We start from the raw sequence: 24,297 nt of genomic DNA, 5'->3' as shown, positions 1-24,297 counted from the left end.
ACCCGGTTCTCTCACCGCGCCGACTTCTACAGCAGCCCCCGCGATTTCAACAGCAGATAGTGATCGGCCAGTCGTGCCGGCAGTTTCTCCGGCGGGGCGTCGACCACGTCGACGCCGAGGCGGCCGAGCGCGATCGACGTGCGGTTGCGCAGGGTGATGCTCCGGGCGGCGGCCGCCGCGTCGTAGACGGACTCCGGATCGCTGCGGTCGGCGACCATCTCCTCGAGCGCCGGGTCCGCCACCGAGCCGATCACCACCTTGTAGCGCTGGGCCAGCACCGACAGCGGCGGCAGCAGCGACTCCTCGACCGCAGCCGGTTCGAGTGGCGTCAGCAGCACCAGCAGCGCGCGCTGACGGCTGAGCTTGGCGACCTCGGCGCCGAGGAGCGGCCAATCCGCCTCGAGCAGAGCGGGTTCCAGGTCGGCCATCGCGGTCACCATGCTGTTGAGCAGCTGGGTGCGGCCCACACCCACGACGCGGCGGTGTACACGCCGATCCCCGGCGATGAGGTCGACCCGGTCACCGGCATGCGACGCAAGCGACGCCAGCAGCAGTGCCGCGTCCATCGCGGCGTCGAGACGTGGGACGTCGCCGACACGCCCCGCCGACGTGCGCGAGGTGTCGAGCACGATCACGATGTGCCGGTCCTTTTCGGGCTGCCAGGTCCGCACCACGACCGACCGCCGGCGCGCGGTGGCCCGCCAGTCGATGCTCCGCACGTCGTCACCCTCGACATGGTCACGCAGCGAATCGAATTCGGTGCCCTGACCGCGGATCCGGACCGCCGACCGTCCGTCGAGTTGCCGCAGATGCGCCAGCCGTGACGGGAGCAGCCGCCGCGACCCGAACGGTGGCAGCGCCCGCACCCGCCCGGGCAGCAAGACGCTGCGCTGACGTCCTGCGAGGCCGAGCGGTCCGAGGCGGCGGATGGTCACCTTCGCCGCCAGCCGGTCACCCCGGCGCGTCGGCGTGAGTGTGGTTGTGACCGTACGGGTCTCGCCCCTGCGAACGGCGATCCGGTGGGTGGTGGCATGCGCGCCGGCCGACGGTTGCCAGCTGTCGCGCAGGACTCCGCGAAACGTCCCGGTACCGGTGTTGGTCACCGCGATCGAACAGGTGGTGCTCTCCCCCAGCCGCACCGGACCGGGCGTCGAGCGGACCATGCGGAGGGACCTGGTGGTTCCGGCCAGTGCGAGGTCCAGGCACATCAGCGCGATGCAGAACAGCACCCAGAGCAGTGGGACGGCGTAGTTCGGCCACACCAGGATCGGCACCGCGCCCAGCAGCACCAGGATCAGGAACCGGCCGGTGAGGAACATCAGCGCGGAACGGGGACCGACTTGACCGCGGCGTCGAGCACCGATCCCACCGACACGCCCTCGAGTTCCGCCTCGGGACGCAGCGACAACCGGTGGGCCAGCGTCGATCGTGCCAGCGCCTGGACGTCATCCGGCGTCACGAAGTCGCGACCGTTGAGCCATGCCCATGCCCGGCTGGTGGCGAGCAGAGCGGTCGCGCCACGCGGACTGACACCCAGCGACAGCGACGGCGAGAACCGGGTCGCCCGTGCGATGTCGACGATGTACGCGGCCACCTGCGGCGCCACCGCGACCCGCCGGACCTGCTCGATCCCGGCCTCGACGTCGGCCGCCGACGCCACCGCACGCAATCCAGCGGCCTGCAGGTCCCGCGGATCGAAGCCCGCCGCATGCCGGGTCAGCACGGTGATCTCGTCCTCGCGCGGAGGCAGGGGCAGGGTCACCTTCAGGAGGAACCGGTCGAGCTGCGCCTCCGGCAGCGGATAGGTGCCCTCGTACTCGACGGGATTCTGGGTGGCGGCGACCAGGAACGGGGACGGCAACGGTCGGCCCACGCCGTCGACGGTCACCTGCCGCTCCTCCATCGCCTCCAGGAGCGACGCCTGCGTCTTGGGCGGGGTGCGGTTGATCTCGTCGGCGAGCAGCAGGTTCGTGAACACCGGCCCCTCCCGGAACGTGAACTCCGAACTTGCCGAAGAGAACACGAGCGAGCCGGTGACGTCACCCGGCATCAGGTCCGGGGTGAACTGCACCCGCTTGGTGTCGACGTCGAGCGCGGCCGCGACCGACCGGACGAGCAGGGTCTTGGCGACGCCGGGCACACCCTCGAGCAGGATGTGACCACGGCACAGCAGTGCGATCAGGATGCCTGCGACCGCAGGATCCTGCCCGACAACGGCCTTGGCGACCTCGGCCCGCACCGCGGTGAGCGCGTCCCTCGCCCGGTTCGACGACGGCCCGGGTCCGGTCTGCGGGTAGTGTGCCGCGGCAGGGATGTCCTGCGCGTGCGCGCTGTACGGCGGCTTCTCGAACGGACCGGTGCCGAGGTGCTGATTCGGATCGACTGTCATGGCGTGTGTCGGACTTCCTTCTCGAGGGCGGTCAGTTCGCTGGTGAAGATCATGAGATCGGTGGCCGTGGCCGGCAGTGGGCCGGCGAGCAGCGCGCGGACCCGGTCGGGGCTCCGCCCGGTCACCGACACCACGGTGGTGATGATCGCGTCGACCGCCGGATCCGGCGGGTCGCCCGGTGCGATCCACAGTTCCCAGTCCGGATCGGCCAGCAGATCGGTGGCGCGTCCGGCGTCGTAGGGAAGGCCGAGGTAGGACGCCAGCGATGTCAGCGCGTGGATGCGGAGCGCGGCCGCGGCCCGGGCGTCGGCGCGGGCCTTCTGATACATGCGTCCCCGGGCGCGCGTCGTCTCGATCGCCTTCACCACCGCGGGCAACGGTTCGGTGACCAGCGCCCCGAACCGCCGTCCCCGCCACAGCATCAGCGCCAGGACCGCGAATACGGCCAGCACGATCAGCGGACCGAGTGCACGTGGGATGGCGGACGGCTCGTCCTCGCCCCGGACCTGATCGGTCACGAAGGGGACGTACCAGAGCACCTCACCGGAACCACCGACCAACCGCACCGCGACCCCGGCGTCGTCGTGGTCGGTGAGGTTGCCGTTGGTGAACATCTCGCCACTGGCGAGCACGATCTCGGGTCGGTCGGCGGTGCGCGGCATGATCAGCACGTTCGACGTCGCGTCCGTGGTGAAGCACTCCTGCGCTCCGGATTCCGTGGTGCGATAGCCCGTTCCGCCGCCCGTGATGGTATCGGTCGGATCGATGTCCTCGGTCTGGCACCGCGCGGTGACGGCGGAGTACGAGGCGTCGGTGTGGTCGAGGTCCACCGGTAGATGCAGCAGCTCCAGCGCCACCTGCTGCGGGGCGATCAGGACCACCCGATCGGCGTCGGCGACCCGTTCCAGGAGCTGATCCGCGGTGCCCTCGTTCAGCGAATCCACCGACGAGACGACGACGGTGGTCCCGGAACCCGGCCGCGGCGCATCGGTGAGCTCGTCGAGACCGCGCACGATCCGCACCTCGCCACCGTGGTCGTCGATGATCCGTGCAAGCGCTCGGGAGCCGTTGGGACGCGGATTGTCCGGGTCGTGGGTCACCCCTGGTCCCGGACCGTTCCCGACGCCGGTGAGCGCGGTCCCCGCGAGCACCACCACGACGCCGATCGCGAGCACTCCGAACACCGTGACGAGTACCCAGACCCACCAGGGCGTCCCGCGTGTCGGACGCGAGGGCGTGATCGGTGTGGCCGGCGCCGGCGAGGTGGCCGTCATCGGGGCACCGCCAGACGGCGGGGACGTGCAGGGGCGGGCTCGGTCGGCGACGCCGATCCGACGGTTCGCTCGAGGTCGATGACCGCGCGCGCCGACTCGGCCGACGCGTGACGGTTGCCGTAGGCGATCGCATCGAACAGATCCGCGGCGTCGAGCAACTCCACACGGTGTCCGACGAATCGGTCGGCCAGCTCCGACGCCACCTCGTGGGCGGTCAGTGACGGCTCGTCGGCGAGCAACGAGCGCTCGACGGCGCGTCGTGCGAGGGCACGGACCGCGGCGATCACGGCCGCGTCGTGATCGCCGGCCGCGTGGAGCCGCTCGGCGTCGGCGCGAAGCTCCTTCGCGGTCTGCGGCGCGCCCGTGACGACGACCTCGGTGCTCTTCGCCGAGTCCGCTGCGGGAATGCGTGGGGCGCGCCGGACGTGGCGCAGGACCACGAATGCCAGGCCGATCACCAGGAGGACGGCCACCACGAGGACGATCGCGCGGAGGGTGTCCGATTCGCCGAAGAGATCGAGGACGTTGTCGGCGACCCACTCCCACACGCGCTCGCTGAATCTCTCCCACCACGACGGTTCGGGCGGCTGATACTCCCTGTCGGACAACTCGTCCCGGGCCCACCGACGGGCCTCGTCGTTGCCGGGGTCCAGGGGTGCGGCGAGGACGGGGGTCACCGGACGACTCCCCGGGAACGGGCAACGGGCGTCCACTCATCGGACTCCTCGGGCGGCAGCCCCCGCGTTGCGGGTCCCGGTTCGGCGGACACCGGGTCCTGCGGTGACTCGGACATCGTCACGGATACCGGCCTTTCCGCGTCAGTGGACCTGGGCACGACGTCGGGGCGTCGACGCCGGGACTCTGTGCGGCCGAACGTACCAAAACAACCGGCCGGTCTCCCGTGTCGACGGCCCCCTTGTGGACAACCTGCCGGCAAACCATTTGATCAGCGGATCTGCTGTGGACGACCGCGCGCCGCCGACCGTGGCGCCCGCTGCGACCGAGCCGCGGGAGCGCCGACGGTCGCTGCCCGGCGGCACGGGTCTTCGCCGGGGAACCGCCTCCGGCCGTCATCCGCTCGTGCTACCGTCCGGAAATAGAACACGTTCTAATTTCTGGAGGACTCATGACCGTGGAACAAGCGAGCCTCGTCGACAAGATCGACGCGGCGGTGGACTCCTACATCCAGCTGCTCACCTCGGGAACGGCCGAGCAGATCGCCGATCTCTACGCGCCGGACGCGACGGTCGAGGACCCGATCGGCGCCGACATCCGCAACACCCGTGAACAGCTCGTCGAGTTCTACTCGACGATCACCGGCATGGACGAGCGCAGCGCCACACTCAAGTGGAAGAAGACCGCCGGCGACACCGCGGTCTTCGAGTTCACCCTGGTCACCAAGACCTCCGGGCTCGCCTTCGAGATCACCCCGGTCGACATCATGGTCTTCGACGAGAACGGCAAGGTGAAGTCGATGCGCGCAGTGTGGCGGCCGGAAGACCTGAAGCAACTCTGACGTCGCGCCCGGGGGGCGGCCCCGCTATCCCCGTCCGGTCGGCCGCAACACGATGTCCTGCGGGTGTGCGTCCTCCGGGGTCTCGATCGCGTGCACGACCGCGGCCGCGACCGACTCCGGCCGCAGGAACTGCGATGCGTCGTAGTCCCGACCCTCGATCGCGACCAGTTCGCGCTGCATGTCGGTGTCGATACGCCCCGGGTAGATCGACGTGACCCGCAGCGTCGGCTCCTCGGCGCGCAGCGCGTCGGCGAGCGCCCGCAAGCCGAACTTGCTGGCGGCGTACGGCGCCCAGCGGGGCTTCGACGTGCGTCCCGACCCCGAGTTGATGAACACGACGTGGCCCTCCGCCGACCGCAGCGCCGGCAGCAACAGCCGGGTCAGTTCGGCGACGGCCACGAGGTTCACCTCGAGGACGTGGTGCCACTCCTCGACCGGGGTGTCGGCGATGCGCTCCAGACTGCTGCCGACGCCCGCGTTGTGGACCAGGACGTCGAGCGCGCTGATGGACTCGACCGCGGCGGCGACCTCGTCGTAGTCGGTCAGCTCGACGGCGAAGGTGCTCGCGCCGTCGAGTTCCATCGCGAGGCTGTCGAGTTCGGGTGACGGACGCCCGCCCAAGAGCAGGTCGTGTGTGGGTGCGAGCTGGCGGGCGATCTCGGCGCCGAGGCCCCGGCTCGCCCCGGTGATCAACGCGGTGGGCACGTCACCAACCCTACTGGTGCGGGTCGGCGGATCCGTCCTGCCGACCCGCCCGAGCAGTGCCGCGGCGCGGACCCGGAAGGTCTCGGGCACCTCGTTGAGCAGACCCGGGCGGCCCGGGGCAGAATCTTCGGCGTGGCCAGGTACGGATTCACCCCAACGCAGCTGTCGGCGCGTGCCGCTTACCTGCTGCGCGGCAACGACCTGGGCACGATGACCAGTGCGGCGCCCAAGCTGTACCCCCACATGTGGAGCTGGGACGCCGCGTTCGTGACCGTCGGATTGGCGCCGCTGTCCGTCGAGCGTGCGGTCATCGAGATGGACACGCTGCTGTCGGCGCAGTGGCGCAACGGGATGATCCCGCACATCGTGTTCGCGAACGGCCGGGACGGCTACTTCCCCGGTCCGTCGCGCTGGGAATGTGCGCGCCTGGCCGAGGCCGCCCCGGACTTCCCGGACACCTCCGGCATCACCCAGCCGCCGGTCCACGCGATCGCGGTGCAGCGCATTCTCGAACATTCGCGACGCCATGGCCGCACGACCCGCGCGGTGGCCAACGAGTTCATCGACCGCCGTTGGGGTTCGCTCATGCGGTGGCATCGCTGGCTCGCCCACGCCCGGGATCCGCGGGGCCGCGGCCGGATCACCATCTACCACGGCTGGGAATCCGGCATGGACAACTCGCCGCGATGGGATTCCGCTTACGCGAATGTGGTTCCGGGCGAGGACCTCCCGCCATATCAGCGCGCCGATCTCGACCACGTCGCGGATCTGTCGATGCGACCCACCGACCTCGAGTACGACCGCTACATCTGGCTCGTCGAACAGATGAAGCGCGCCAACTACGACGACGAACTGCTGTCCGAGGTCATGTGTTTCGCGGTGGAGGACGTCTTCGTGAGCGCGATCTTCGCCGTCGCCTGCGACGTCCTCGCCGAGATCGGCGAGGACTACTCCAAGCCGCTCGCCGATGTTCGCGACCTGCGCTCGTGGGCGGAGCGGTTCCGCGCCGGCGTCGTGGCCGCGACCAACGACCGCAACGGCACGGCAAGGGATTTCGACCTGCGCGCCGACCAGTGGATCAACACCGAGACCATCGCGGCGTTCGCACCGCTCATCTCCGGCGGCCTGCCCCGCGACCGGGAACGCGCCCTGCTCCGTCTGTTCGACGGTCCGCGCTTCTGCGGTCACCCCGACCTCCGGTACGCGGTCCCGCCGTCGACGTCGCCGATCTCGGTGGACTTCCGCCCGCGCGAGTACTGGCGGGGTCCGGTGTGGCCGGTCATGACCTGGCTGTTCAGTTGGGCATTCGCACGTCGCGGCTGGCCCGAGCGGTCCGCGCGGCTGCGTGAGGAGGGTCTGCGCCAGGCCACCGACGGCTCGTTCGCCGAGTACTACGAGCCCTTCACCGGCGAGCCGCTCGGCAGCATGCAGCAGAGCTGGACCGCCGCCGCGGTGCTCGACTGGCTCGACTGATCCGAAGCCGCGCTGTCGTAGGGCGCGCGGAGTACGGTGGTCGAGGGATCACCGACCGCGCCTCGCCGATGGAGGATCCGTGAGCGCCAAACAGACCCTGCACCGTTACCTCTCCGAAGCACGAGAAGCGTTGCGGTGGAAGCTCGACGGGCTGTCCGAGTACGACGTTCGGCGGCCCTTGACACCCCACGGCACCAACCTGCTCGGTCTCGTCAAGCATCTGTCCGGTTGCGAGATCGGCTACTTCGGGGCGGTGTTCGGACGACCCTTCCCCGATCCGCCTGCCTGGCTGTCGAGCGACGTTCCCGACGTGGACATGTGGGCCCGGCCCGAAGAGACGCGTGAGGAGATCCTCGGGCTCTATCGTCGGGCCTGCGACCATGCCGACGAGACGATCTGCGCTCTGGACCTCGGCACCGTCGGCCAGGTGGCGCCGTGGCCGCCCGATCGCCGGAGGGTCACCCTGCACCAGATCCTCGTCCACATGGTCGCCGAGACCTCCCGCCACGCCGGACATGCCGACATCGTGCGGGAACTCATCGACGGCACGGTCGGGCGTCTGCCGGGAGAAGCGCGTTCCGACGACCCCGGGTACTGGATCGGCCTGCGCCGACGGATCGAGACGGCCGCCGAGTCATTCCGGTAGCCGTTTCTCCACCGGTCCTCCTCGCCCGGCGACGGGGATCGTTCCGGTACTACCTGCGAGGTAGTGGTCTTCCGTGCGCAACCGGCGGACCCTGGAGGTACGTCAGGCTCCCCCAGGAGGTTCCCGATGGCCACTCTCCCGACCACGACCCCGCGCACCCCGACTCCTCGCTGGCTGAGTGTGGTGATGAGGTGCGACAAGGAACTCTCGTTCTGGTTCGTCGCCGCCGGATTCTTCTTCGCCCCGCTCCTTCTCGTCCTGGACCCGTGGCCGATGGCCCGGACCATCGCCGTCGTCGCGATCTCCCTCGCCGGCCTGTGGCTGGGGCTCCTCGGGGTCTTCATGGCCGCCGGCCTCGCCCGGGTGCTCCGGGCCGGCCACGAACTCCCGGACGAGTACTGGGCGAGGCTTCTCGGCTACCCGGACCGGCCGCGCACCCGGTGACCCGACCGTCGCGCCCGCCGATTCCGTTGCCTCTCGCGCGGATTCCCCGAGCGGAACGGGTCGATGAGCGAAACCCCGATCAGCCGTCCGGCGCCAGCCCGGCCAGATACTCCTTCAGCACCCGACTCGCCGTCGGGGCATGTCGCTCGTCGACGAGCATGTGCATCGCCATCCCGTCGAGCAGGGCGTGGAGTTTCACGGCCTCGTCGTCCAGGTTCACCCGGTCGTCGACGAGGCCATGCTCGCGCAGGTCGGTGAGCACCGCCAGGCACAGCAGTCGCAGCCCTTCGTACGCATCACGCGCCGCCTCGGCGAGCCCGGGATGTGCGACCGACTCGGTGAGCAGCGCGAGGTTCACGTGCATCTCGACGCGTCGGTTGTCGTCGAACGGCATCACCTCGGACAGGGCGGCCTCCGCCCGCCGCAACGGGTTGCGGATGTGTCCGTGGGCGCCGACCCGCTCCCCCACCCGGTCGAAGATCAGACGCATCGAGAACTCGAGCAGCTCGGCCTTGTCCGCGAACACGTGCCGCAACGACCCGACGGAGATACCTGCCTCGGCCGCCACCTCGCGCACGGACACCCCGGACACTCCTTCGCGCAGCACGATTCGCCACAGGGCCTCGGCGATCTCCGCGCGGCGTTCGGCATGGTCGATGAGCTTGGGCATTGACTCATGCTAGTACAGCTGTGCTACCTTGGCGCCATCACGTATTAGCACAGTCGTGTCACCAAACATCGGAGACCGCACATGTCCATCCGGTATGCCTCGCTCGACGTCCTGCGCGGGCTCGCGATCCTCGGCACCCTCGCGACCAACATCTGGATCTTCACGAACGTCGACGGCCTCGTCGGGTACATCCAGGGTTCGAACCGGGCATCGGGCGCGTGGGAACCGGTCCAGGCCGTCCTCCAACAACTCGCGCAGGGCAAGTTCCTCGGCCTGCTCACGATCATGTTCGGGATCGGCCTGGCCATTCAGCAGCGGTCGGCCATCCGACGGGGACAACCGTGGCCCGGTCGCTACTACGTCCGGTGTGCGCTCCTGTTCGTCGACGGTCTCGTCAACTACTTCCTCTTCACCGAGTTCGACGTCCTCATGGGTTACGCGGTCACCGGCGTCATCGTGGCCTATCTCTTGTCGATGCGGATCGGACGGCAACATGTCGCGCTCGGGATCGCCGTCGCCACGCACCTAACCCTGCTGGCCATGGTGACCCTCGCCCTCGCTTCGGCGCCGAAGACGAAAGGAGAACCCCTGCAGCCCAACCCCTACGCCGATGGCAGCTTCTGGGATCTCGTCGCCTTTCGTGCCGAGCACCTGCTGCTGTTCCGCGCCGAGGTGATCTTCATCCTCCCGATGTCGATCGCACTCTTTCTCGCCGGCGCCGCGCTTCTGCGAGCCGGTGTCCTCGAACCGCGTGGGGCGACGCTCCGGCGGCGGCTGATGATCGCCGGACTCGGGATCGCACTGCCGCTCGACCTCGTCGTCGGACTCACCGGTGGCGACGCGGGGCTGATGCTGGGCCGCTACGGGATCGCCCCTGTGGTGTCACTCGGGTTGCTGGCGTGGATCGCCGGCGTCCATGCCCACGGCCGGACACCCGGCAGGTGGGGTCGCGCCTTGACACCCATCGGGCGAATGGCGTTGAGCTGTTACGTGTTCCAGAACATGCTCGCCGGCGCGATCTGTTATGGGTGGGGGCTCGGCCTGGCCGGGCGCCTCGACGCCGAGACCGTGGTTCCCGCGACGGTTGTGCTCTACCTGGGGATCTCGGCACTGATGATGGTCATGTCCCGTGCCTGGTTGAACCGCTTCGAACGGGGTCCGCTGGAGTGGCTGTGGCACCGCGGTTACGCGGTTCTCGCAGGTTCTACGAAGCCCGTTCTCGCCCGCCCGGATTCCGTGAGCGAGAAGGGAGTCGGCGAGCGAGAACGGAGTCGGCGAGCGGATGTCGGTGTCCGATCATCCGAACAGCGATCCCAGACTTCCGGTGCCCCCGCTGCCCCTCGCGCCACTGCCGCTGACGACGTATGAGGAGACGCCCCATATCACGGTCCCCGCCTCGTCATTCGCGGTGCAGTTCTGAAGGACGGTGTAACTCGTGTCGGTCCGCCTGGAATTCCAGGTGAACTGATGTGACGTGCCGCCGGCCATCATGGAGTTCATCGTCAGGTCGGTGTACTGCCCCTGTGCGATGAGGGCACGGGCCGCGAGGAGGTCGGCGCTCGTGGCCTGGCCGGCGTAGAACTCGTTCATCACCCTCGTCATGTTCGCCACGGCGGAGGCGTCCGCGGCGCGATAGACCGACAATGCGCAGCCGGCGGGGATATCGGTCGTGTTGGTCACCGTGACGGTCAGCTTGCCGTCCGTGAGTGCCTGGGTGTGCGGGAACCTGCCGGGTTCGACGCTCCACGCGGCGGTCGCGCTTCCTGCGCCGAACAGGGTGAGCGCGAGACTCAGGGCGGCGATGACGGGCAGGGCGTACTTACTGGGTTTCATCGTGTCCTCTCCGAGGGCCTGGTCCCCGACCGACAGGGAAGCCCCCGTGTGGCCACGCGGACATGCCGCCACGATAGTGACCGGATTGTCTGGATCGGCCGACGAAATTGAGACGTGGCTGTGATTCCCCCGGACGGACGACACTGTGGCCCCGACGCCACTTTCTGTGACCAGATACCCCGTGTAGCACTCCATTACAAAGCCGTCACATTCCTGAAACAGACCGCTTGTTTCATAACAGGGGACGGCGTCCACTCAGATGAGTCACACCGATCCAGGGTGCGATACCCCGACGGAGGCTCCGGACGCCGCACAACGTCACGCGCACCGCGCGTACGCCCCTAGACAGACATGGGAGGACCATCGTGACGATCGAGAGTGCCAAGGCTCTGGAGTTCCGGGTGACCAGCGGGGCCTGGAAAGACCTGCCCAGGATGTCCGAAGAGGAGTACCCGGGCACCGAGGGCTTCATCGGCGACGTCTATGAGAACCCCGAGGGCAGTCCGATGAGCTCCGGGTACTTCGAGCTCCGCCACACCGACGAGCCGCTGTACTACGAGTACGAGTACGACGAGATGAAGGTCGTCCTCGAGGGCGAGTTCCTCCTGGAGAACAAGGAAACCGGTCAGAAGCTGGTCGCGAAGGCCAAGGACGCGATCTTCTTCCCGAAGGGCTCGAAGATCTACTTCAGCACCCCCGACTACGCGCTCGCCTTCTACACGGGGCTGCGCGACGCCTCGCTCCTCTGAGCCGACGGCGCCATGTCGCAGATCGCATACTCGAGCGTGCCGGCGTGGGCGCGCCCCGGCGATCTGGCCGCGACGACGACACCCGCGCCGACCGGCAGGTCCTACCTGCTGGTCGGCGTCGGGGACGTCGGCGAGGTCCTGGCCCGCTGGGAGTCCGAGCTCGCGCCGCGCCCCATCACGCGAATCCACGGTGACGTCGATTCCGCGGGCGACCGCCTCGCCGGGGCGCTGTCCGATGCGACGGTCGGGACCCGGGTCTGGATCGCCGCCGATGCCGGTGCGGCGCTGCAGCTTCGGGCGATCGCGCTCGCGTCCGGCCTCGAAGACGACGAGATCGACGTCCTCGCAACACCTTCCGACGAGGCCGGAACGATCGACGTCTTCTGCGTCCACTGCCGTGCGGTGAACCGCGTGCAGGCGCAGGTGGACGACGTCGTGCCGTGCGCCGGTTGCCGGCGCGACCTGCTCGTCTATCACCACGTGTCCCGGCGGACCGGTCAATACCTGGGCTTCCAGGTCGACGCCGAGACGGCTCCGCCCCCACCGGCAGGTCAGGAGGTCGAATCATGAGTACTTCGGTCGCCGAACCCGATCCGGTCGTCGACACTGCATCCGGCTCTCCCCGCACGGATCGTGCGACGACGCTGGATCTGGTCGTCACCGCGGTCGACACCCTCGCCGACGGGATCCGCGGCATCACGCTGGCCGCCCCCGACGGACGGGCGCTACCGGCATTCGTCCCGGGCAGCCATCTGGTGGTGCAGGCCGGCCCCCACACCAACGCCTACAGCCTCACCGGCGACGGCACCCACCCCACGCACTACTCGATCTCGGTGCTCAAGGTGGAGGACGGCAACGGTGGATCGCGCTGGCTGCACGAGGAACTCGACGTCGGCGACACCCTCACCGTCGGTCTTCCGCGAAGTGCGTTCGCGCCCATTGCCCGAGCACGCAAGCACCTGCTCATCGCCGGTGGCATCGGGATCACGCCGATGGTGTCCCATCTCCGTGCGGCCGCACGGTGGGGACGCGACGTCCAGATCCTGTACGCGTTCCGGGAGAACGCCGGGGCGCATCTGCCGGACGTCCGTGAGCTCGCCGGCGAGCGCGCCGAGCTCTTCACCGACCAGGACGTGTTCGTCGGTCGGCTCGGCGAGGCCCTCCGTGAGCAGCCGATCGGCACCCATCTCTACGTCTGCGGTCCGGCCGGGATGATCGACGCGGTCATCGGCGCCGCGCACGAGGCGGGCTGGCCGGACTCGCGAATCCACTTCGAGCGCTTCGGCATCGACGCACTCGACGCCGGCGATCCGTTCCGGGTCGAGCTCACCGCATCCGGCCGCGTGATCGATGTCCCGTCCGGCACCAGCATGCTCGAAGCACTCGAGGCCGAGGGCATCGAGATCCCCAACCTGTGCCGTCAGGGCGTCTGCGGTGAATGCCGCATTCCGCTCGCCGGCGGATCACCCATACACCGCGACCTCTACCTCAGCGCCGAGGAGAAGGACGCCGGCGACGCCATCATGCCGTGCGTCTCCCGCGCCCCCGAAGGTTGCACCCTGGAGGTTCCCCTGTGACCACGCTCGAGAACACCACCGGGACGACGCCGACCGCGACCGATCTGGTCACCGGCTTCCCGTTCCCCTTCCCCGAGGACCGTTACCGCTACAGCACCAACGTCGAGCCCGCCGAACAGCCGGTCATCACCCCGGCCGGGCAGTGGGGCACCGCGGTGGTCGACATCGACTCGGAGTACCGCTCCGAGCTCGACCAGCGCGCGGTGATCCTCGCCGCCGACCCGAGCCGGCATGCGGTCCTGCCGCACATGATCCCGGCCGCCTGGGACGCCATGCTCACCCTGATGCGTGAGCTCGACGCCGTTTACCCCGACCAGATGCGTCTCGAACACCTCGGCGGAGACGAATGGCTGTGGCGCAACGACCTTCTCGGCATCGAACAGCGCTTCCGGTACGCAGACGCCTCGACCCTGCCCGACGAGCCGCTGCGTTTCATCGCCTCGCAGGTCCAGGAGGACATCGCCCTCCTCGACCAGCGCAACGACCAACTGTTCGTCGACGCCGGCGTCGTCACGTTCGCCGCCGACTGGAGCTTCGGCTTCGACGTCGGGATGAGCTTCCTGGAGATCCACGGCCCGGTCCCGCGGATCCGCAAGGAGGGCGTCATCACCCGCGCCCACGAGTTCCTCAAGCGGCTCCAACCGCACCAGCCGTACCGGCGCACCAATTGGACGTTGACCATCGACCGCCGTCTCGACGTTTCGACCGAGATCTACCACGAGTGGGGTCCCGACCGGGAGGCCATCCAGCGCGTCGACGACGACGAGTTCGGCCGTCGGGTCCACCTGCGCGTCGAGGTCCAACACCTCATCCGGCTCCCCGACTCGGGTGCGATCATGTTCCTGATCCGCACCTACATGCTGCCGCTGGAACAGCTTGCGACAGTGGAACCCTGGCGTCGTCGCGCGGCCGAGGTGTTCGCCGAGCTGCCGGCCGACATGGCCGAGTACAAGGGCATCATCAAGTACCGCGACCGTGCTGCGGAGTACCTGCGCAAGGCGGCGCCGCCGGCCGGGGTGCCGTCGGGACCGGGCATGCCCGAATGGCCCGGCACTCCCCCACCGGTCGACACCACCGGCGCGGCCTTCCTGGTCGTCGCCATCGGCCGCGGGCCCGAGACCGCGCACGTCTCGCGCACGTGGGTGTCGGCGGCCGAGGCGGCCGGAGCCACGCGGTTGCTCGTGCTCGACACGCTCACCGACGACGAGGACCGCGCCGCGTTGCTCGCCGCCCTCGACGACGCGGTGATCGGCACCCGGGTCATGGTCACCGGCGGGCAGTACGACGTCATGACCGCACTCGCCCTCGCCCGCGAGGCGGGCGCGGTCGCCGACGAGCTCGCCTCCTACGTCACCGACTTCCGCGATCTCCCGATGTACTGCGCGCACTGCCGCGACACCTTCCGCGTCGAAGGGGTGCCCGGTGGCGTGGTCACGTGCCCGGGCTGCGCGCGCGACCTGGAGATCCACGAGCACCATTCGCCGACGATGGGAAGTTATCTGGCGTCGGCCACAGGAGGTGATGAATGACCGCTGCCGCAACGACTCCCGCGCACCTGCATCCCGGCTACACCACCGCGCCACGACCCATGCGCGTCGTCCGGGTGGAACGTCTCACCGACGAGATCAGGCATTTCCGGTTCGCACCGGTCGACAACGCGCCGCAGGTGCTGACGCCCTACCAGCCGGGCAGCCACCTCATCGTGACCGCCGGTGAGCACCGCAACGCGTACTCGCTGGTCGATGACGGCATGTTCCCTGACACGTACGGGATCTCCGTACTCCGACGCGGCGCCGGTGGCGGTTCGGACTGGTTGCACGACAACGTGTCCGAGGGAACCGTGCTCGAGATCGAGGGCCCGCGGTCGATGTTCGGCCCGGTCCTCAACCAGCGCGGTGCCCTGCTCGTCGCCGGCGGTATCGGCGTCACGCCGGTGCTGTCACACGCCAGGGCGCTGGCCCGTGAGGGCCGGCGCGCCGACATCGTCTACTCGTACCGGCCCGGTGCCGCGGCGCATCTCGACGATCTGCGGGCCCTGGCCGAACAGCCGAACATCGAGTTGCACGAGGTGTCCGGCGTCGAGGAGACCGCCGAGCTGCTCCGCGAGCGGTTTCGGTGCCAACCGCTCGGCACCCATGCGTACGCGTGTGGTCCGGCGCCGATGCTGGAGACCTACACCGAACTCGCGGCCGAGGCCGGCTGGCCGTCGGCACGCGTGCATCTCGAACGGTTCTCCGCTCCCGAACAGGACCCGGGCGAACCGTTCACCGTGACCCTCGCCTCCACGGGCGCGACGATCGACGTGCCCTCCGGGGTGTCGCTTCTGCAACGACTTCTCGACAACGGTGTCGAGGTCTCGAACCTGTGCCGGCAGGGCGTGTGCGGCGAATGCCGAATTCCCGTGCGCAGCGGCACCATCGAGCACCGCGACCTCGTCCTCACCGACGAGGAGAGGGAGCTCGGTGACGCCATGCTCTGCTGTGTCTCCCGCGGCCAGAACATCGAGGTGGACCTGTGACGACCGAAGCCCTGCCGACCACGCCCGCCGAACTCTTCCTCAGCCGACCGGTGGATCACCTGAGCAATCTGCCCTGGCCCTTCCCCGACGGCCACGAGGAGTTCACCTACAGCGTCAACGTCGAGCCCGCGCGTGTCCCGCGCCGCACCCGTGGCGGTGAATGGGGAAGGCATCTCGTCGATCTCGGCGGCGCCGAGTACCCGGCGATCATGGCCGAGCGCCGGCGCATCCTCGACCACGACCCGTCGCGGGTGCGGATCAAGCCGGGCATGGAGATCGCGTGCTGGGATCTGCTGCTCTACTACCTGCGGGACCTGGACGTCTCCTACCCCGAGGTGATGCATATCACGGAGCACGGCGACGGCCGGTTTCATTGGCGCAACGATCTTCTCGGCACCGACCAGGAGTTCGTCCTGGGCGATCCGAGCACCCTGCCGTACGGTCCGATGGAGTTCCTCGCGCGTGAGGTGCCCGACGATCTCCTGCTCGTCACCGAACGTGACGGACGTCTCTACTTCGATGCCGGCGTGGTCACCTTCGCCGCGGCGTGGTCGGTCTCCTTCGACGTCGGCATGGACATGTACGAGATCCACGCCCCGGTTCCGCGCATGCTTCGGGAGGGCATCGTCGCCCGCGCCGAACAATTTCTGCGTAGGCTACCGGCGGATCAGGTGTACCGCAGGGTGAACTGGACTCTGTCGGCGTCTGATTCGCACAAACTCGACGTGAGTCTGGAAGAGTTGCCGGAGTGGGCCGGCGACGTCCCGGGCATGGTGGCCGACGGCGATTTCGCCAGGGCACGCCTGCGAATCGAGCTGGAACACTTCGTCCGGTTGCCGATGTCGGGTGCCGTGACGTTCAATATCCGCACATTCATGGCCTCGCTGGAGGATGTGAAGCGCATACCCGAGTGGGCCAACCAGTTGGCAACCGTCATCGAGACACTCGGTGAGGACATCGCCGCCTACAAGGGATTCCTCGACTATCGCGACAGCGTCGTCGCATATCTACGCGGTCAATGACGCCCGTGAGCTGCTTGGAGCAACCAACCCCGGACCTCTCAAAGTCTCCGACCCGAAAGATCGCCCATGGAACCGATACTCGCGACAAATGCCGACCTGGCGTGGATGCTTGCGGCATTCGTCTTCGTCCTGTTGATGTTCCCCGGCCTCGCCTTCTTCTACGGCGGCATGGTCGGTTCGAAGAACGTGCTGAACATCATGTCGATGGTCATGTCGACCCTCGCCATCACCGCGGTGCTCTATGTCCTCGTCGGATACGGACTCGTGTCCGGACCGTCGGTGGGCGGCTGGGGCCTCATCGGTGACCCGACCGACTTCATCGGCCTCACGAACTGGCTGACCGACGACGAGTCCGGTGCCACTCAGACGCTGTACTTCGCGGCGTGGTTCATCCTCTTCGCGGCCATCACCATCGCCATCGTCGCCAGCGGCGCGGCCGGGCGCATGAAGTTCTCGGCCTGGCTCGTCTTCGCGCCGATCTGGCTGCTGGTGGTGTACTTCCCGCTCGCCCACTGGGTCTTCGCGGCCGACGTCGACGACGACTACAAGGGCGGCTTCCTCCTGAACAAGCTGCAGATCGTCGACTACGCGGGTGGAACCGCGGTGCACATGAACTCCGGCGTCGCGGCGCTCGCCCTGGCGGTCGTCCTCGGTGCCCGCAAGCGTCGCATGGAGCGCCCGCACAACGTGCCGATGACCATGCTCGGCGGCGGCATCCTGTTCTTCGGATGGTTCGGCTTCAACGGCAGCTGTGCGCTCGGCGCCAACTTCCTGGCCCAGGCGGTCATCCTGAACACGTTGCTGGCGGGTTCGGCCGGCATGATCGGCTTCGCGATCGTCGAGAAGTGGCGGGAAGGCCACGTAACCTCGCTGGGCCTGATCACCGGCGTCGTCGCGGGCCTGGTTGGCATCACCCCGGCGGCCAGCAGCATGACCCCGATCGGCGCGTTGCTCGTCGGTATCTTCGCCGCAGCCGTCGTCGCCTACCTGCTGAGCTTCAAGGCCCGCCTCAAGGTCGACGAGACCCTGGACGCCTTCATGGTCCACGGCATCGGCGGCATCATCGGCACCTTCTGCATCATCCTGTTCGCGAGCGACGTCGCCCCGGCGGGCGTCCAGGGCGTGCTCTTCGGCGGTGATCCCGAGATCATCTGGCGGGAGCTGGCCGGCATCGCGATCACCTGCACCTACTCGTTCGTGATGACCTGGATCATCGCGAAGGTGATCGACAAGATCATGGGCCTTCGTGTGGACGAGGAGACCGAGATGGTCGGCCTCGACACCACCATCCACGCGGAGACCGCCTACGAGATCCCGGCCGCGAGCTCGGGTCACGCAGGTGGCGGCCTGGCCTCCATGTCGCCGGCCGCTGCGGCCGAGTCGGTGGAGAAGTCGATGCCGTCGCCGTCACCGTCCAGCAAGGTCTGATCGGACACCGAGAGGAAACACCCGACCGACCCGGGGGTTCGCCGAAAACGGCGGGCCCCCGGGTCTTTTCGTACATATCGGGCATCCGCCGTCGCGACGTCGCCGTCCTGTCACAACAAGTCCGCAAACGACACCGATCGCTCACGGTCCTGAAACGTGCCGGAAACATCCACTCGGTCTACTAACGGTAGACAAAGGTTCACGCGAGTGGACATACCGACAGGCAACACCATGAAGTCGACCCCGGAGCGCAACATGACCACCACCTTCGACACCACCGAGAGCGCCACCCTCGCCGAGCTGTGCGAGGCCAACGGCACCAAGTTCATCCTCGCCATGTTCGTCGACCTCCGCGGCAAGCCGTGCGCAAAGCTGGTCCCCGTCGAGGCCGTCGACGAACTCGCCACCGAGGGAGTCGGATTCGCCGGTTACGCGGTCGGCGCCATCGGTCAGGAGCCCAAGGATCCCGACCTGATGGCGATCCCCGACGTGAAGTCCTTCTTGCCGATCCCGTTCATCAAGGAGGGCCTCGCGGTCGTCCAGTGCGACCCGCACGTCGAGGGCAAGCCGTGGCCGTTCGCTCCGCGAAACATCCTCAAGACCCTGATCGCCCAGACCGCCGACGCCGGCTTCGAGCCGTGGGTGGGCGCCGAGGTCGAGTACTTCCTGCTCAAGCGTGCCGAGGACGGATCGCTGGTCACCGCCGACGCCGCCGACGACTCGGACCAGCCGTGCTACGACGTCCGCGGTCTGACCCGGATGTACGACCACCTCACCGCGGTGTCCACCGCGATGAACCGGCTCGGCTGGAGCAACTACGCCAACGACCACGAGGACGGCAACGGCCAGTTCGAGCAGAACTTCAAGTACGCCGACGCCCTGACCACCGCGGACCGCGTCGTCACCCTGCGCTACCTGCTCTCGGCCATCGCCGGTGAGAACGGCATGATCGCCACCTTCATGCCCAAGCCGTTCGCCGACCGGACCGGGTCGGGCCTGCACTTCCATCTCTCCCTGACCAAGGGCGGTGAGCCGGTCTTCCCGCAGGTCGGCGCCGGTGAGGACGGGCGCGGACTCGGCCTCTCGGAGACCGCCTACGGCTTCATCGGCGGCATCCTCGAGCATGCGCCGGCCCTGCAGGCGGTGATCGCCCCGACGGTCAACTCCTACAAGCGAACCGGCGCCACCGCCACCCGCTCCGGTGCGTCGTGGGCGCCCCGCAAGGCCACCTACGGCGGCAATGACCGGACCCACTACATCAGGGTTCCCGACGACCAGCGTGTCGAGCTCCGCGGCGGCGACGGCTCGGCCAACCCGTACCTGGCGGTGGCCGCACTCCTCGGCGCCGGACTCGACGGCATCAAGCGGAGCCTGGACCCGGGCGAGGTCGGCGGGGCCCCGAGCCACGTCGCCGAACTGCCTCTGACCCTGCTGCACGCGGTCGAGGCCCTCGAGTCCGACCCGGTCGTCAAGGCCGCCCTCGACGCCGCGGTCCCGCAGGACTGGCCGGCCGACCAGGCGACGGTGTCGACCTACTTCTCGAACCTCAAGCGCGAGGAGTTCTTCAGCTGGCACTCGGCGGTCTCCCCCTGGGAGGTCGACAAGTACCTGACCGCCTTCTGACCTGAATCGATCAAGCGCCTCCGGCGCGGTCGATCAAGCGCCTCCGGTGCGGTCGATCAAGCGCCACCGGCGCGTGAGCAATAACAACCAGATCCCCTTCGATGTAAAGGAATTCGACCATGTGCGGAATCGTCGGGTTGCACCTCCGTAATCCGGAACTCCACCCCCGACTCGGTGCGATGCTCGCCGAGATGCTCGGCGAGATGCAGGACCGCGGCGCCGATTCGGCCGGCATCGCCGTCTACGGGAACCCGGAATGGGCCCCGCCCGGCCACGGCTGTGTCTCGCTGCTCGAACTGGACGTCGTGCCCGACGAGGTCTCGGCGACCCTCGGTGCGGCCCTCGGCGTCGAGGTGGCCGCGCAGCTCGTCGACACCACCCTGGTCGTCTCGGCCCCGGTTCCGGCCGAGGAGCTGCTCGCCGCGGCACGCGCCACCTACCCCGACGCGCTGGTGGCCGGCTTCGGCGCGGACCTGACCGTCCTCAAGGGTGTCGGGGCCCCGCGCGACCTCACCGAATCCTGGGGTCTGGCCCACGCTTCCGGTTGGCAGGGCGTCGGCCACACCCGAATGGCGACCGAGTCGGCGGTGACCCCGTCGGGTGCGCACCCCTACGCGGTCGGCCCGGAACAGTGCCTCGTCCACAACGGCTCGTTCTCCAACCACGCCACCATCCGCCGCGAACTGCGCGCCGAGGGCGTCGAATTCGACAGCGAGAACGACACCGAGGTCGGCGCACGTTTCGTCGCCCACCAGCTCGCCGCCGGAAAGGACGTCGAGACCGCCTTGAAGGAGGTGTGCGCCACCTTTGACGGCTTCTACACGCTGGTGGTGTCCAACCACGACTCGTTCGCCGTCGTCCGTGACGCCATCGCATGCAAGCCCGCGGTCATCGCCGAGACCGCCGACTGGGTCGCGATCGCCAGTGAGTACCGCGCGCTGGCCAAGCTCCCCGGCGTCGAGAACGCGCGAATCTGGGAACCGGAGCCGGAGGTGGTCTACGCATGGACGCGCTGACCATCGACCACTCCCCCGCCCCGACCTTCCCCGCCCCGACCTGCACCGACACGGCGAAAGCTGAGACGATGAGCCCCAACCACTACTTCGACCTCGCGATCACCCCTCTGCGAGAGGTGAATTCGGCCCTCCACGGCGACATCTCCGGGGATGTCGTCATCGACAACCCCGCCGGCGCGCACGCCGTCGCCGCCGGCGTCAAGGCCCCGGTGAAGATCACCATCAATGGTCATGTCGGTTACTACGCAGCGGGCATGAACCAGCAGGCCGAGGTCGTCATCAACGGCAACGCCGGCACCGGTGTCGCCGAGAACATGATGAGCGGCAGCGTGATCGTGAAGGGCAATGCCTCCCAGGCGGCGGGCGCCACCGCCCACGGTGGACTCCTCGTCGTCGAGGGCGACGCGGCTGCGCGCTGCGGCATCTCGATGAAGGGCGTCGACATCGTCGTCGGCGGAAACGTCGGGCACAACAGCGCGTTCATGGCGCAGGCCGGACGCCTGGTCATCCGCGGCGACGCCGGCCACGGCCTGGGCGACTCGATCTACGAGACCCGCATCTACGTCCGCGGCGAGGTCGCCTCCCTGGGCGCCGACTGCATTGCCAAGCCGATGCGCGAAGAGCACCTCGAGGAACTGGCCGGCCTGCTCAAGGCCGCCGGTTTCGGCGACGACGACCTCAGCGCCTACACCCGCTACGGCTCGGCCCGCGAGCTCTACCACTTCAAGGTCGACAACGCTTCGGCCTACTGAGCCGCTTCTGCCCAGCGGGCCACCTCGCACCCTGAGGTGCTGCGCGCGCACGCGACGAGCCACGAAGGGCCACAGCCACTCCCACGCGCCGGCCCGTACCGAGCATTCACGGAAAGAGACACCACCATGACCGACAACCTCAGCGTCGAGCAGCGCGGACTCCGCGAATCGGCCACCTTCGACCGCACCACCATCGCTGCCATCCAGCGCGCCGCCGAGACCGGTATCTACGACATCCGCGGCTGGGGCGCCAAGCGCAAGCTCCCCCACTTCGACGACCTGCTGTTCCTCGGCGCCTCGATGTCGCGCTACCCGCTCGAGGGCTACCGCGAGCGGTGCGACACCGACGTCTGGCTGGGCACCCGCAACGCGAAGTACCCGCTGCACCTGTCCACTCCGGTCACCATCGCCGGAATGAGCTTCGGCGCTCTCTCGGCGCAGGCCAAGGAGGCGCTCGGACGCGGTGCGTCGGAGGTCGGCACGTCGACCACCACCGGTGACGGCGGCATGACCCCGGAGGAGCGCGGTCAGTCCAAGCACCTGGTCTACCAGTATCTGCCCTCCCGCTACGGCATGAACCCCGATGACCTGCGCAAGGCCGACGCCATCGAGGTCGTCCTGGGCCAGGGCGCCAAGCCCGGCGGCGGCGGAATGCTGCTGGGACAGAAGATCTCCGAGCGCGTCGCGGCGATGCGCACCCTTCCCGAGGGCATCGACCAGCGCAGCGCCTGCCGGCACCCGGACTGGACCGGCCCCGACGACCTCGCCATCAAGATCAACGAACTGCGCGAGATCACCGACTGGGAGAAGCCGATCTACGTCAAGGTCGGTGCCAGCCGCACCTACTACGACGTCAAGCTCGCGGTGCACTCCGGCGCCGATGTCGTCGTGGTCGACGGCATGCAGGGTGGCACCGCCGCCACGCAGGAGGTCTTCATCGAACACGTCGGCATCCCGACGCTCGCCGCGATCCCACAGGCCGTCCAGGCGCTGCAGGAGCTCGGTGTGCACCGCGAGGTCCAGTTGATCGTCTCCGGCGGCATCCGCAACGGTGCTGACGTCGCCAAGGCGATGGCCCTCGGCGCCGACGCGGTCGCGATCGGCACCGCGGCCCTCATCGCACTGGGCGACAACGATCCTCGATACGCCGACGAGTACGAGGCCATCGGCTCGGCGGCCGGCTACTACGACGACTTCCAGGACGGCCGCGACCCGGCCGGCATCAGCACCCAGGACCCGGAGCTGTCGAAGCGCCTCGACCCGGTGGTCGCCGGTCGTCGTCTCGCGAACTTCCTGCGGGTAATGACGATGGAGGCCCAGACCATCGCCCGCGCCTGCGGCAAGGCGCACCTGCAGCACCTGGAGCCGGAGGACCTCGTCGCGATCTCGATCGAGGCCGCCGCGATGGCCCGCGTCCCGCTCGCCGGGACCGGCTGGATTCCGGGGAGTGGGCTGTGAGCAAGCAGAATTCGACCGCATCGGTTGTCATCGTCGGCGGTGGCCTGGAAGGCGCCGCCACCGCGTGGGCCCTCGGTCAGCGCGGCGTCACCGACGTCGTCGTCTGCGAACGCGACACCGTCGGCGGTGGTATGACCGGCAAGTCGTCGGGCATCGTCCGCTGCCACTACGGGGTGGGCTCGCTGGCGGCGATGGCGGCCTACGGCCTCGAGGTCTTCGAGAAGGCCGAGGAGATCTTCGGCACCGACATGGGTTTCCGTCAGACCGGTTATGTGGTGGGTGTCGGTGAGGCGAATGCGGAGAACATGCGCAAAAGCCTTGCGGCCCAGCGCGAGGTGGGAGTCCAGACGGAGGAGATCGATGCCTCCGAGGTCGCGCGGATGTGGCCGGCCGCCGACCTCGAGCCCTTCGCCGCCTTCGGGTGGGAGGCGCGCGGCGGTTATGGCGACGCCTATCAGACCGCGCAGGCCTTCGCTGCTGCGGCACGCGCGACCGGGATCAGGATCCGCCAGGGCACCGCGGTGACCGAGCTCGTCGTCGACGGGGACCGGGTCACCGGCGTCCGCCTAGCGGACGGGTCGACGATCTCCGCCGACACCGTCGTCGTCGCCACGGGCGTGTGGACCAAGCCGTTCCTCGCCCGACACGGCGTCGACGTCCCGATCTCGGTGCACCGCGAGCAGATCATGATGATCCACCCGGGTGAGGATCTCGGTGAGGTCCCGGTGTTCTCCGACCTGGTGTCGCTGCAGTACGTCCGCCCGGATGTCCGCGGCGAGATCCTGTTCGGCAACAGCGATCTCAAGGAACTCGAGATCGCGGACCCGGACAACTACAGCAACCAGGTCACCGGGGAGTTCATCGACCTGACGGTCGAGAAGGTCGGCACCCGGTTCCCCGGGTTCACCGAGCCGACGATCACCACCAGTTACGCCGGCTGTTACGACGTCACGCCGGACTGGAACCCGATCATCTCCCGCGGACCGCTCGACGGTCTGGTGCTCGCCTGCGGTTTCAGCGGCCACGGGTTCAAGATCTCGCCGGCGGTCGGGCGCCTCGTGGCCGACCTGGTCACCGAAGGGCGCAGCTCGGATCCGCGTATCCCGGAGTCGGACTTCCGGTTCACGCGGTTCGCCGAGGGCGACCTGCTCAAGACCAGGTTCCCGTACGTGGGGGCAGGGGAGATGCGCTGAGCGTCCAGTGA

The 24,297-nt window shown here is 68.6% G+C and carries 24 protein-coding genes; 17 read left to right on the top strand and 7 right to left on the bottom strand.

All coding sequences use genetic code 11. The features are described 5' to 3' along the window. Positions 1-26: 26 nt before the first annotated feature. Genes ABFT43_RS16895 through ABFT43_RS16880 form a run of 4 tightly spaced genes read right to left on the bottom strand, consistent with a single transcriptional unit; the run spans position 27 to position 4,340 of the window. The gene (locus ABFT43_RS16895) at positions 27-1,319 is read right to left on the bottom strand and encodes a DUF58 domain-containing protein (RefSeq protein ID WP_347961469.1); all 1,293 of its coding nucleotides are present in this window, start codon (positions 1,317-1,319) and stop codon (positions 27-29) included. Further along, the gene (locus ABFT43_RS16890) at positions 1,319-2,389 is read right to left on the bottom strand and encodes an AAA family ATPase (protein ID WP_347961468.1); all 1,071 of its coding nucleotides are present in this window, start codon (positions 2,387-2,389) and stop codon (positions 1,319-1,321) included. Before ABFT43_RS16890 ends, ABFT43_RS16895 begins: the two co-directional genes overlap by 1 nt. Further along, complete coding sequence (locus ABFT43_RS16885; protein ID WP_347961467.1) at positions 2,386-3,663, bottom strand: DUF4350 domain-containing protein; 1,278 nt, start codon at positions 3,661-3,663, stop codon at positions 2,386-2,388. The genes ABFT43_RS16890 and ABFT43_RS16885 overlap by 4 nt, the downstream gene beginning before the upstream one ends. Beyond that, positions 3,660-4,340, bottom strand: a complete 681-nt coding sequence (locus ABFT43_RS16880; protein WP_347961466.1) for a DUF4129 domain-containing protein — start codon at positions 4,338-4,340, stop codon at positions 3,660-3,662. Before ABFT43_RS16880 ends, ABFT43_RS16885 begins: the two co-directional genes overlap by 4 nt. Positions 4,341-4,789: 449 nt before the next feature. Here ABFT43_RS16880 and ABFT43_RS16875 point away from each other — a divergent pair, with 449 nt between their 5' ends. Further along, on the top strand, positions 4,790-5,179 hold the full coding sequence (locus ABFT43_RS16875) for a nuclear transport factor 2 family protein (RefSeq protein WP_347961465.1): 390 nt from the start codon (positions 4,790-4,792) through the stop codon (positions 5,177-5,179). Positions 5,180-5,203: 24 nt separating this feature from the next. Here the strand turns inward: ABFT43_RS16875 and ABFT43_RS16870 are convergent, their stop codons facing one another. After that, positions 5,204-5,884, bottom strand: coding sequence for an SDR family oxidoreductase (locus tag ABFT43_RS16870; protein WP_347961464.1), 681 nt, complete (start codon positions 5,882-5,884; stop codon positions 5,204-5,206). 132 nt (positions 5,885-6,016) lie between these two features. Here ABFT43_RS16870 and ggh point away from each other — a divergent pair, with 132 nt between their 5' ends. The 3 genes from ggh (at position 6,017) to ABFT43_RS16855 (ending at position 8,447) form a co-directional block, all read left to right on the top strand. Beyond that, a complete protein-coding gene (ggh, locus tag ABFT43_RS16865) occupies positions 6,017-7,357 on the top strand; it encodes a glucosylglycerate hydrolase (RefSeq protein ID WP_347961463.1) in 1,341 nt (446 codons plus the stop codon). A 79-nt stretch (positions 7,358-7,436) separates the two neighbouring features. After that, positions 7,437-8,003: a DinB family protein gene (locus ABFT43_RS16860; protein ID WP_347961462.1), complete on the top strand. Its 567-nt coding sequence runs from the start codon at positions 7,437-7,439 to the stop codon at positions 8,001-8,003. 126 nt (positions 8,004-8,129) lie between these two features. Beyond that, positions 8,130-8,447, top strand: a complete 318-nt coding sequence (locus tag ABFT43_RS16855) for a hypothetical protein (RefSeq protein ID WP_347961461.1) — start codon at positions 8,130-8,132, stop codon at positions 8,445-8,447. Between the two features lie 79 nt (positions 8,448-8,526). On the opposite strand, the gene ABFT43_RS16850 is transcribed toward ABFT43_RS16855, so the two are convergent. Next, on the bottom strand, positions 8,527-9,117 hold the full coding sequence (locus ABFT43_RS16850; RefSeq protein ID WP_347961460.1) for a TetR/AcrR family transcriptional regulator: 591 nt from the start codon (positions 9,115-9,117) through the stop codon (positions 8,527-8,529). Positions 9,118-9,198: 81 nt separating this feature from the next. Between ABFT43_RS16850 and ABFT43_RS16845 the strand changes: the two genes are divergently transcribed. Next, the gene (locus tag ABFT43_RS16845; RefSeq protein WP_347961459.1) at positions 9,199-10,485 is read left to right on the top strand and encodes a DUF418 domain-containing protein; all 1,287 of its coding nucleotides are present in this window, start codon (positions 9,199-9,201) and stop codon (positions 10,483-10,485) included. Here ABFT43_RS16845 and ABFT43_RS16840 read toward each other — a convergent pair. After that, positions 10,414-10,950, bottom strand: a complete 537-nt coding sequence (locus ABFT43_RS16840; RefSeq protein ID WP_347961458.1) for a hypothetical protein — start codon at positions 10,948-10,950, stop codon at positions 10,414-10,416. The two genes, ABFT43_RS16845 and ABFT43_RS16840, sit on opposite strands and share 72 nt — an antisense overlap. A 365-nt stretch (positions 10,951-11,315) precedes the next feature. Between ABFT43_RS16840 and ABFT43_RS16835 the strand changes: the two genes are divergently transcribed. The 12 genes from ABFT43_RS16835 (at position 11,316) to ABFT43_RS16780 (ending at position 24,286) form a co-directional block, all read left to right on the top strand. Then, complete coding sequence (locus tag ABFT43_RS16835) at positions 11,316-11,699, top strand: ethanolamine utilization protein (RefSeq protein ID WP_347961457.1); 384 nt, start codon at positions 11,316-11,318, stop codon at positions 11,697-11,699. 12 nt (positions 11,700-11,711) lie between these two features. Continuing rightward, on the top strand, positions 11,712-12,269 hold the full coding sequence (locus ABFT43_RS16830) for a dimethylamine monooxygenase subunit DmmA family protein (protein ID WP_347961456.1): 558 nt from the start codon (positions 11,712-11,714) through the stop codon (positions 12,267-12,269). Continuing rightward, positions 12,266-13,276 (top strand): PDR/VanB family oxidoreductase, encoded by a 1,011-nt coding sequence (locus ABFT43_RS16825; RefSeq protein ID WP_347961455.1) that lies wholly within the window; start codon positions 12,266-12,268, stop codon positions 13,274-13,276. Before ABFT43_RS16830 ends, ABFT43_RS16825 begins: the two co-directional genes overlap by 4 nt. Further along, positions 13,273-14,805, top strand: coding sequence for a DUF3445 domain-containing protein (locus ABFT43_RS16820; protein WP_347961454.1), 1,533 nt, complete (start codon positions 13,273-13,275; stop codon positions 14,803-14,805). The genes ABFT43_RS16825 and ABFT43_RS16820 overlap by 4 nt, the downstream gene beginning before the upstream one ends. Further along, positions 14,802-15,794: a PDR/VanB family oxidoreductase gene (locus tag ABFT43_RS16815; protein ID WP_347961453.1), complete on the top strand. Its 993-nt coding sequence runs from the start codon at positions 14,802-14,804 to the stop codon at positions 15,792-15,794. The genes ABFT43_RS16820 and ABFT43_RS16815 overlap by 4 nt, the downstream gene beginning before the upstream one ends. Continuing rightward, the gene (locus ABFT43_RS16810) at positions 15,791-16,816 is read left to right on the top strand and encodes a heme-dependent oxidative N-demethylase family protein (protein WP_347961452.1); all 1,026 of its coding nucleotides are present in this window, start codon (positions 15,791-15,793) and stop codon (positions 16,814-16,816) included. Before ABFT43_RS16815 ends, ABFT43_RS16810 begins: the two co-directional genes overlap by 4 nt. 66 nt (positions 16,817-16,882) lie before the next feature. After that, entirely contained in the window at positions 16,883-18,244 is a 1,362-nt protein-coding gene (locus ABFT43_RS16805) for an ammonium transporter (protein WP_347961451.1), read from the top strand. A 255-nt stretch (positions 18,245-18,499) separates the two neighbouring features. After that, positions 18,500-19,867, top strand: a complete 1,368-nt coding sequence (gene glnT / locus ABFT43_RS16800) for a type III glutamate--ammonia ligase (RefSeq protein ID WP_347961502.1) — start codon at positions 18,500-18,502, stop codon at positions 19,865-19,867. Positions 19,868-19,986: 119 nt separating this feature from the next. Next, entirely contained in the window at positions 19,987-20,883 is an 897-nt protein-coding gene (locus ABFT43_RS16795) for a class II glutamine amidotransferase domain-containing protein (protein WP_347961450.1), read from the top strand. Then, entirely contained in the window at positions 20,871-21,635 is a 765-nt protein-coding gene (locus ABFT43_RS16790; RefSeq protein ID WP_347961449.1) for a GltB/FmdC/FwdC-like GXGXG domain-containing protein, read from the top strand. Before ABFT43_RS16795 ends, ABFT43_RS16790 begins: the two co-directional genes overlap by 13 nt. A 126-nt stretch (positions 21,636-21,761) precedes the next feature. Continuing rightward, a complete protein-coding gene (locus ABFT43_RS16785; protein WP_347961448.1) occupies positions 21,762-23,093 on the top strand; it encodes an FMN-binding glutamate synthase family protein in 1,332 nt (443 codons plus the stop codon). Next, positions 23,090-24,286, top strand: a complete 1,197-nt coding sequence (locus ABFT43_RS16780; RefSeq protein WP_347961447.1) for an NAD(P)/FAD-dependent oxidoreductase — start codon at positions 23,090-23,092, stop codon at positions 24,284-24,286. Before ABFT43_RS16785 ends, ABFT43_RS16780 begins: the two co-directional genes overlap by 4 nt. Positions 24,287-24,297 lie beyond the last annotated feature (11 nt).

It is taken from the genome of Gordonia aurantiaca, from assembly GCF_039939235.1.
In the GTDB taxonomy this organism is placed as follows: Bacteria; Actinomycetota; Actinomycetes; order Mycobacteriales; family Mycobacteriaceae; genus Gordonia.
The sequence above is the reverse complement of the archived record's forward strand: the minus strand, read 5'-3'. Positions and strand labels throughout refer to the sequence as shown.

Coding starts and splice junctions, on each gene's coding strand:
- ABFT43_RS16855 (WP_347961461.1), top strand. CDS start 8,130: ATGGCCACTCTCCCGACCACGACCCCGCGCACCCCGACTCCTCGCTGG.
- ABFT43_RS16815 (WP_347961453.1), top strand. CDS start 14,802: ATGACCGCTGCCGCAACGACTCCCGCGCACCTGCATCCCGGCTACACC.
- ABFT43_RS16845 (WP_347961459.1), top strand. CDS start 9,199: ATGTCCATCCGGTATGCCTCGCTCGACGTCCTGCGCGGGCTCGCGATC.
- glnT (WP_347961502.1), top strand. CDS start 18,500: ATGACCACCACCTTCGACACCACCGAGAGCGCCACCCTCGCCGAGCTG.
- ABFT43_RS16890 (WP_347961468.1), bottom strand. CDS start 2,389: ATGACAGTCGATCCGAATCAGCACCTCGGCACCGGTCCGTTCGAGAAG.
- ABFT43_RS16885 (WP_347961467.1), bottom strand. CDS start 3,663: ATGACGGCCACCTCGCCGGCGCCGGCCACACCGATCACGCCCTCGCGT.
- ABFT43_RS16830 (WP_347961456.1), top strand. CDS start 11,712: ATGTCGCAGATCGCATACTCGAGCGTGCCGGCGTGGGCGCGCCCCGGC.
- ABFT43_RS16825 (WP_347961455.1), top strand. CDS start 12,266: ATGAGTACTTCGGTCGCCGAACCCGATCCGGTCGTCGACACTGCATCC.
- ABFT43_RS16790 (WP_347961449.1), top strand. CDS start 20,871: ATGGACGCGCTGACCATCGACCACTCCCCCGCCCCGACCTTCCCCGCC.
- ABFT43_RS16785 (WP_347961448.1), top strand. CDS start 21,762: ATGACCGACAACCTCAGCGTCGAGCAGCGCGGACTCCGCGAATCGGCC.
- ABFT43_RS16795 (WP_347961450.1), top strand. CDS start 19,987: ATGTGCGGAATCGTCGGGTTGCACCTCCGTAATCCGGAACTCCACCCC.
- ABFT43_RS16875 (WP_347961465.1), top strand. CDS start 4,790: ATGACCGTGGAACAAGCGAGCCTCGTCGACAAGATCGACGCGGCGGTG.
- ABFT43_RS16840 (WP_347961458.1), bottom strand. CDS start 10,950: ATGAAACCCAGTAAGTACGCCCTGCCCGTCATCGCCGCCCTGAGTCTC.
- ABFT43_RS16850 (WP_347961460.1), bottom strand. CDS start 9,117: ATGCCCAAGCTCATCGACCATGCCGAACGCCGCGCGGAGATCGCCGAG.
- ABFT43_RS16895 (WP_347961469.1), bottom strand. CDS start 1,319: ATGTTCCTCACCGGCCGGTTCCTGATCCTGGTGCTGCTGGGCGCGGTG.
- ABFT43_RS16805 (WP_347961451.1), top strand. CDS start 16,883: ATGGAACCGATACTCGCGACAAATGCCGACCTGGCGTGGATGCTTGCG.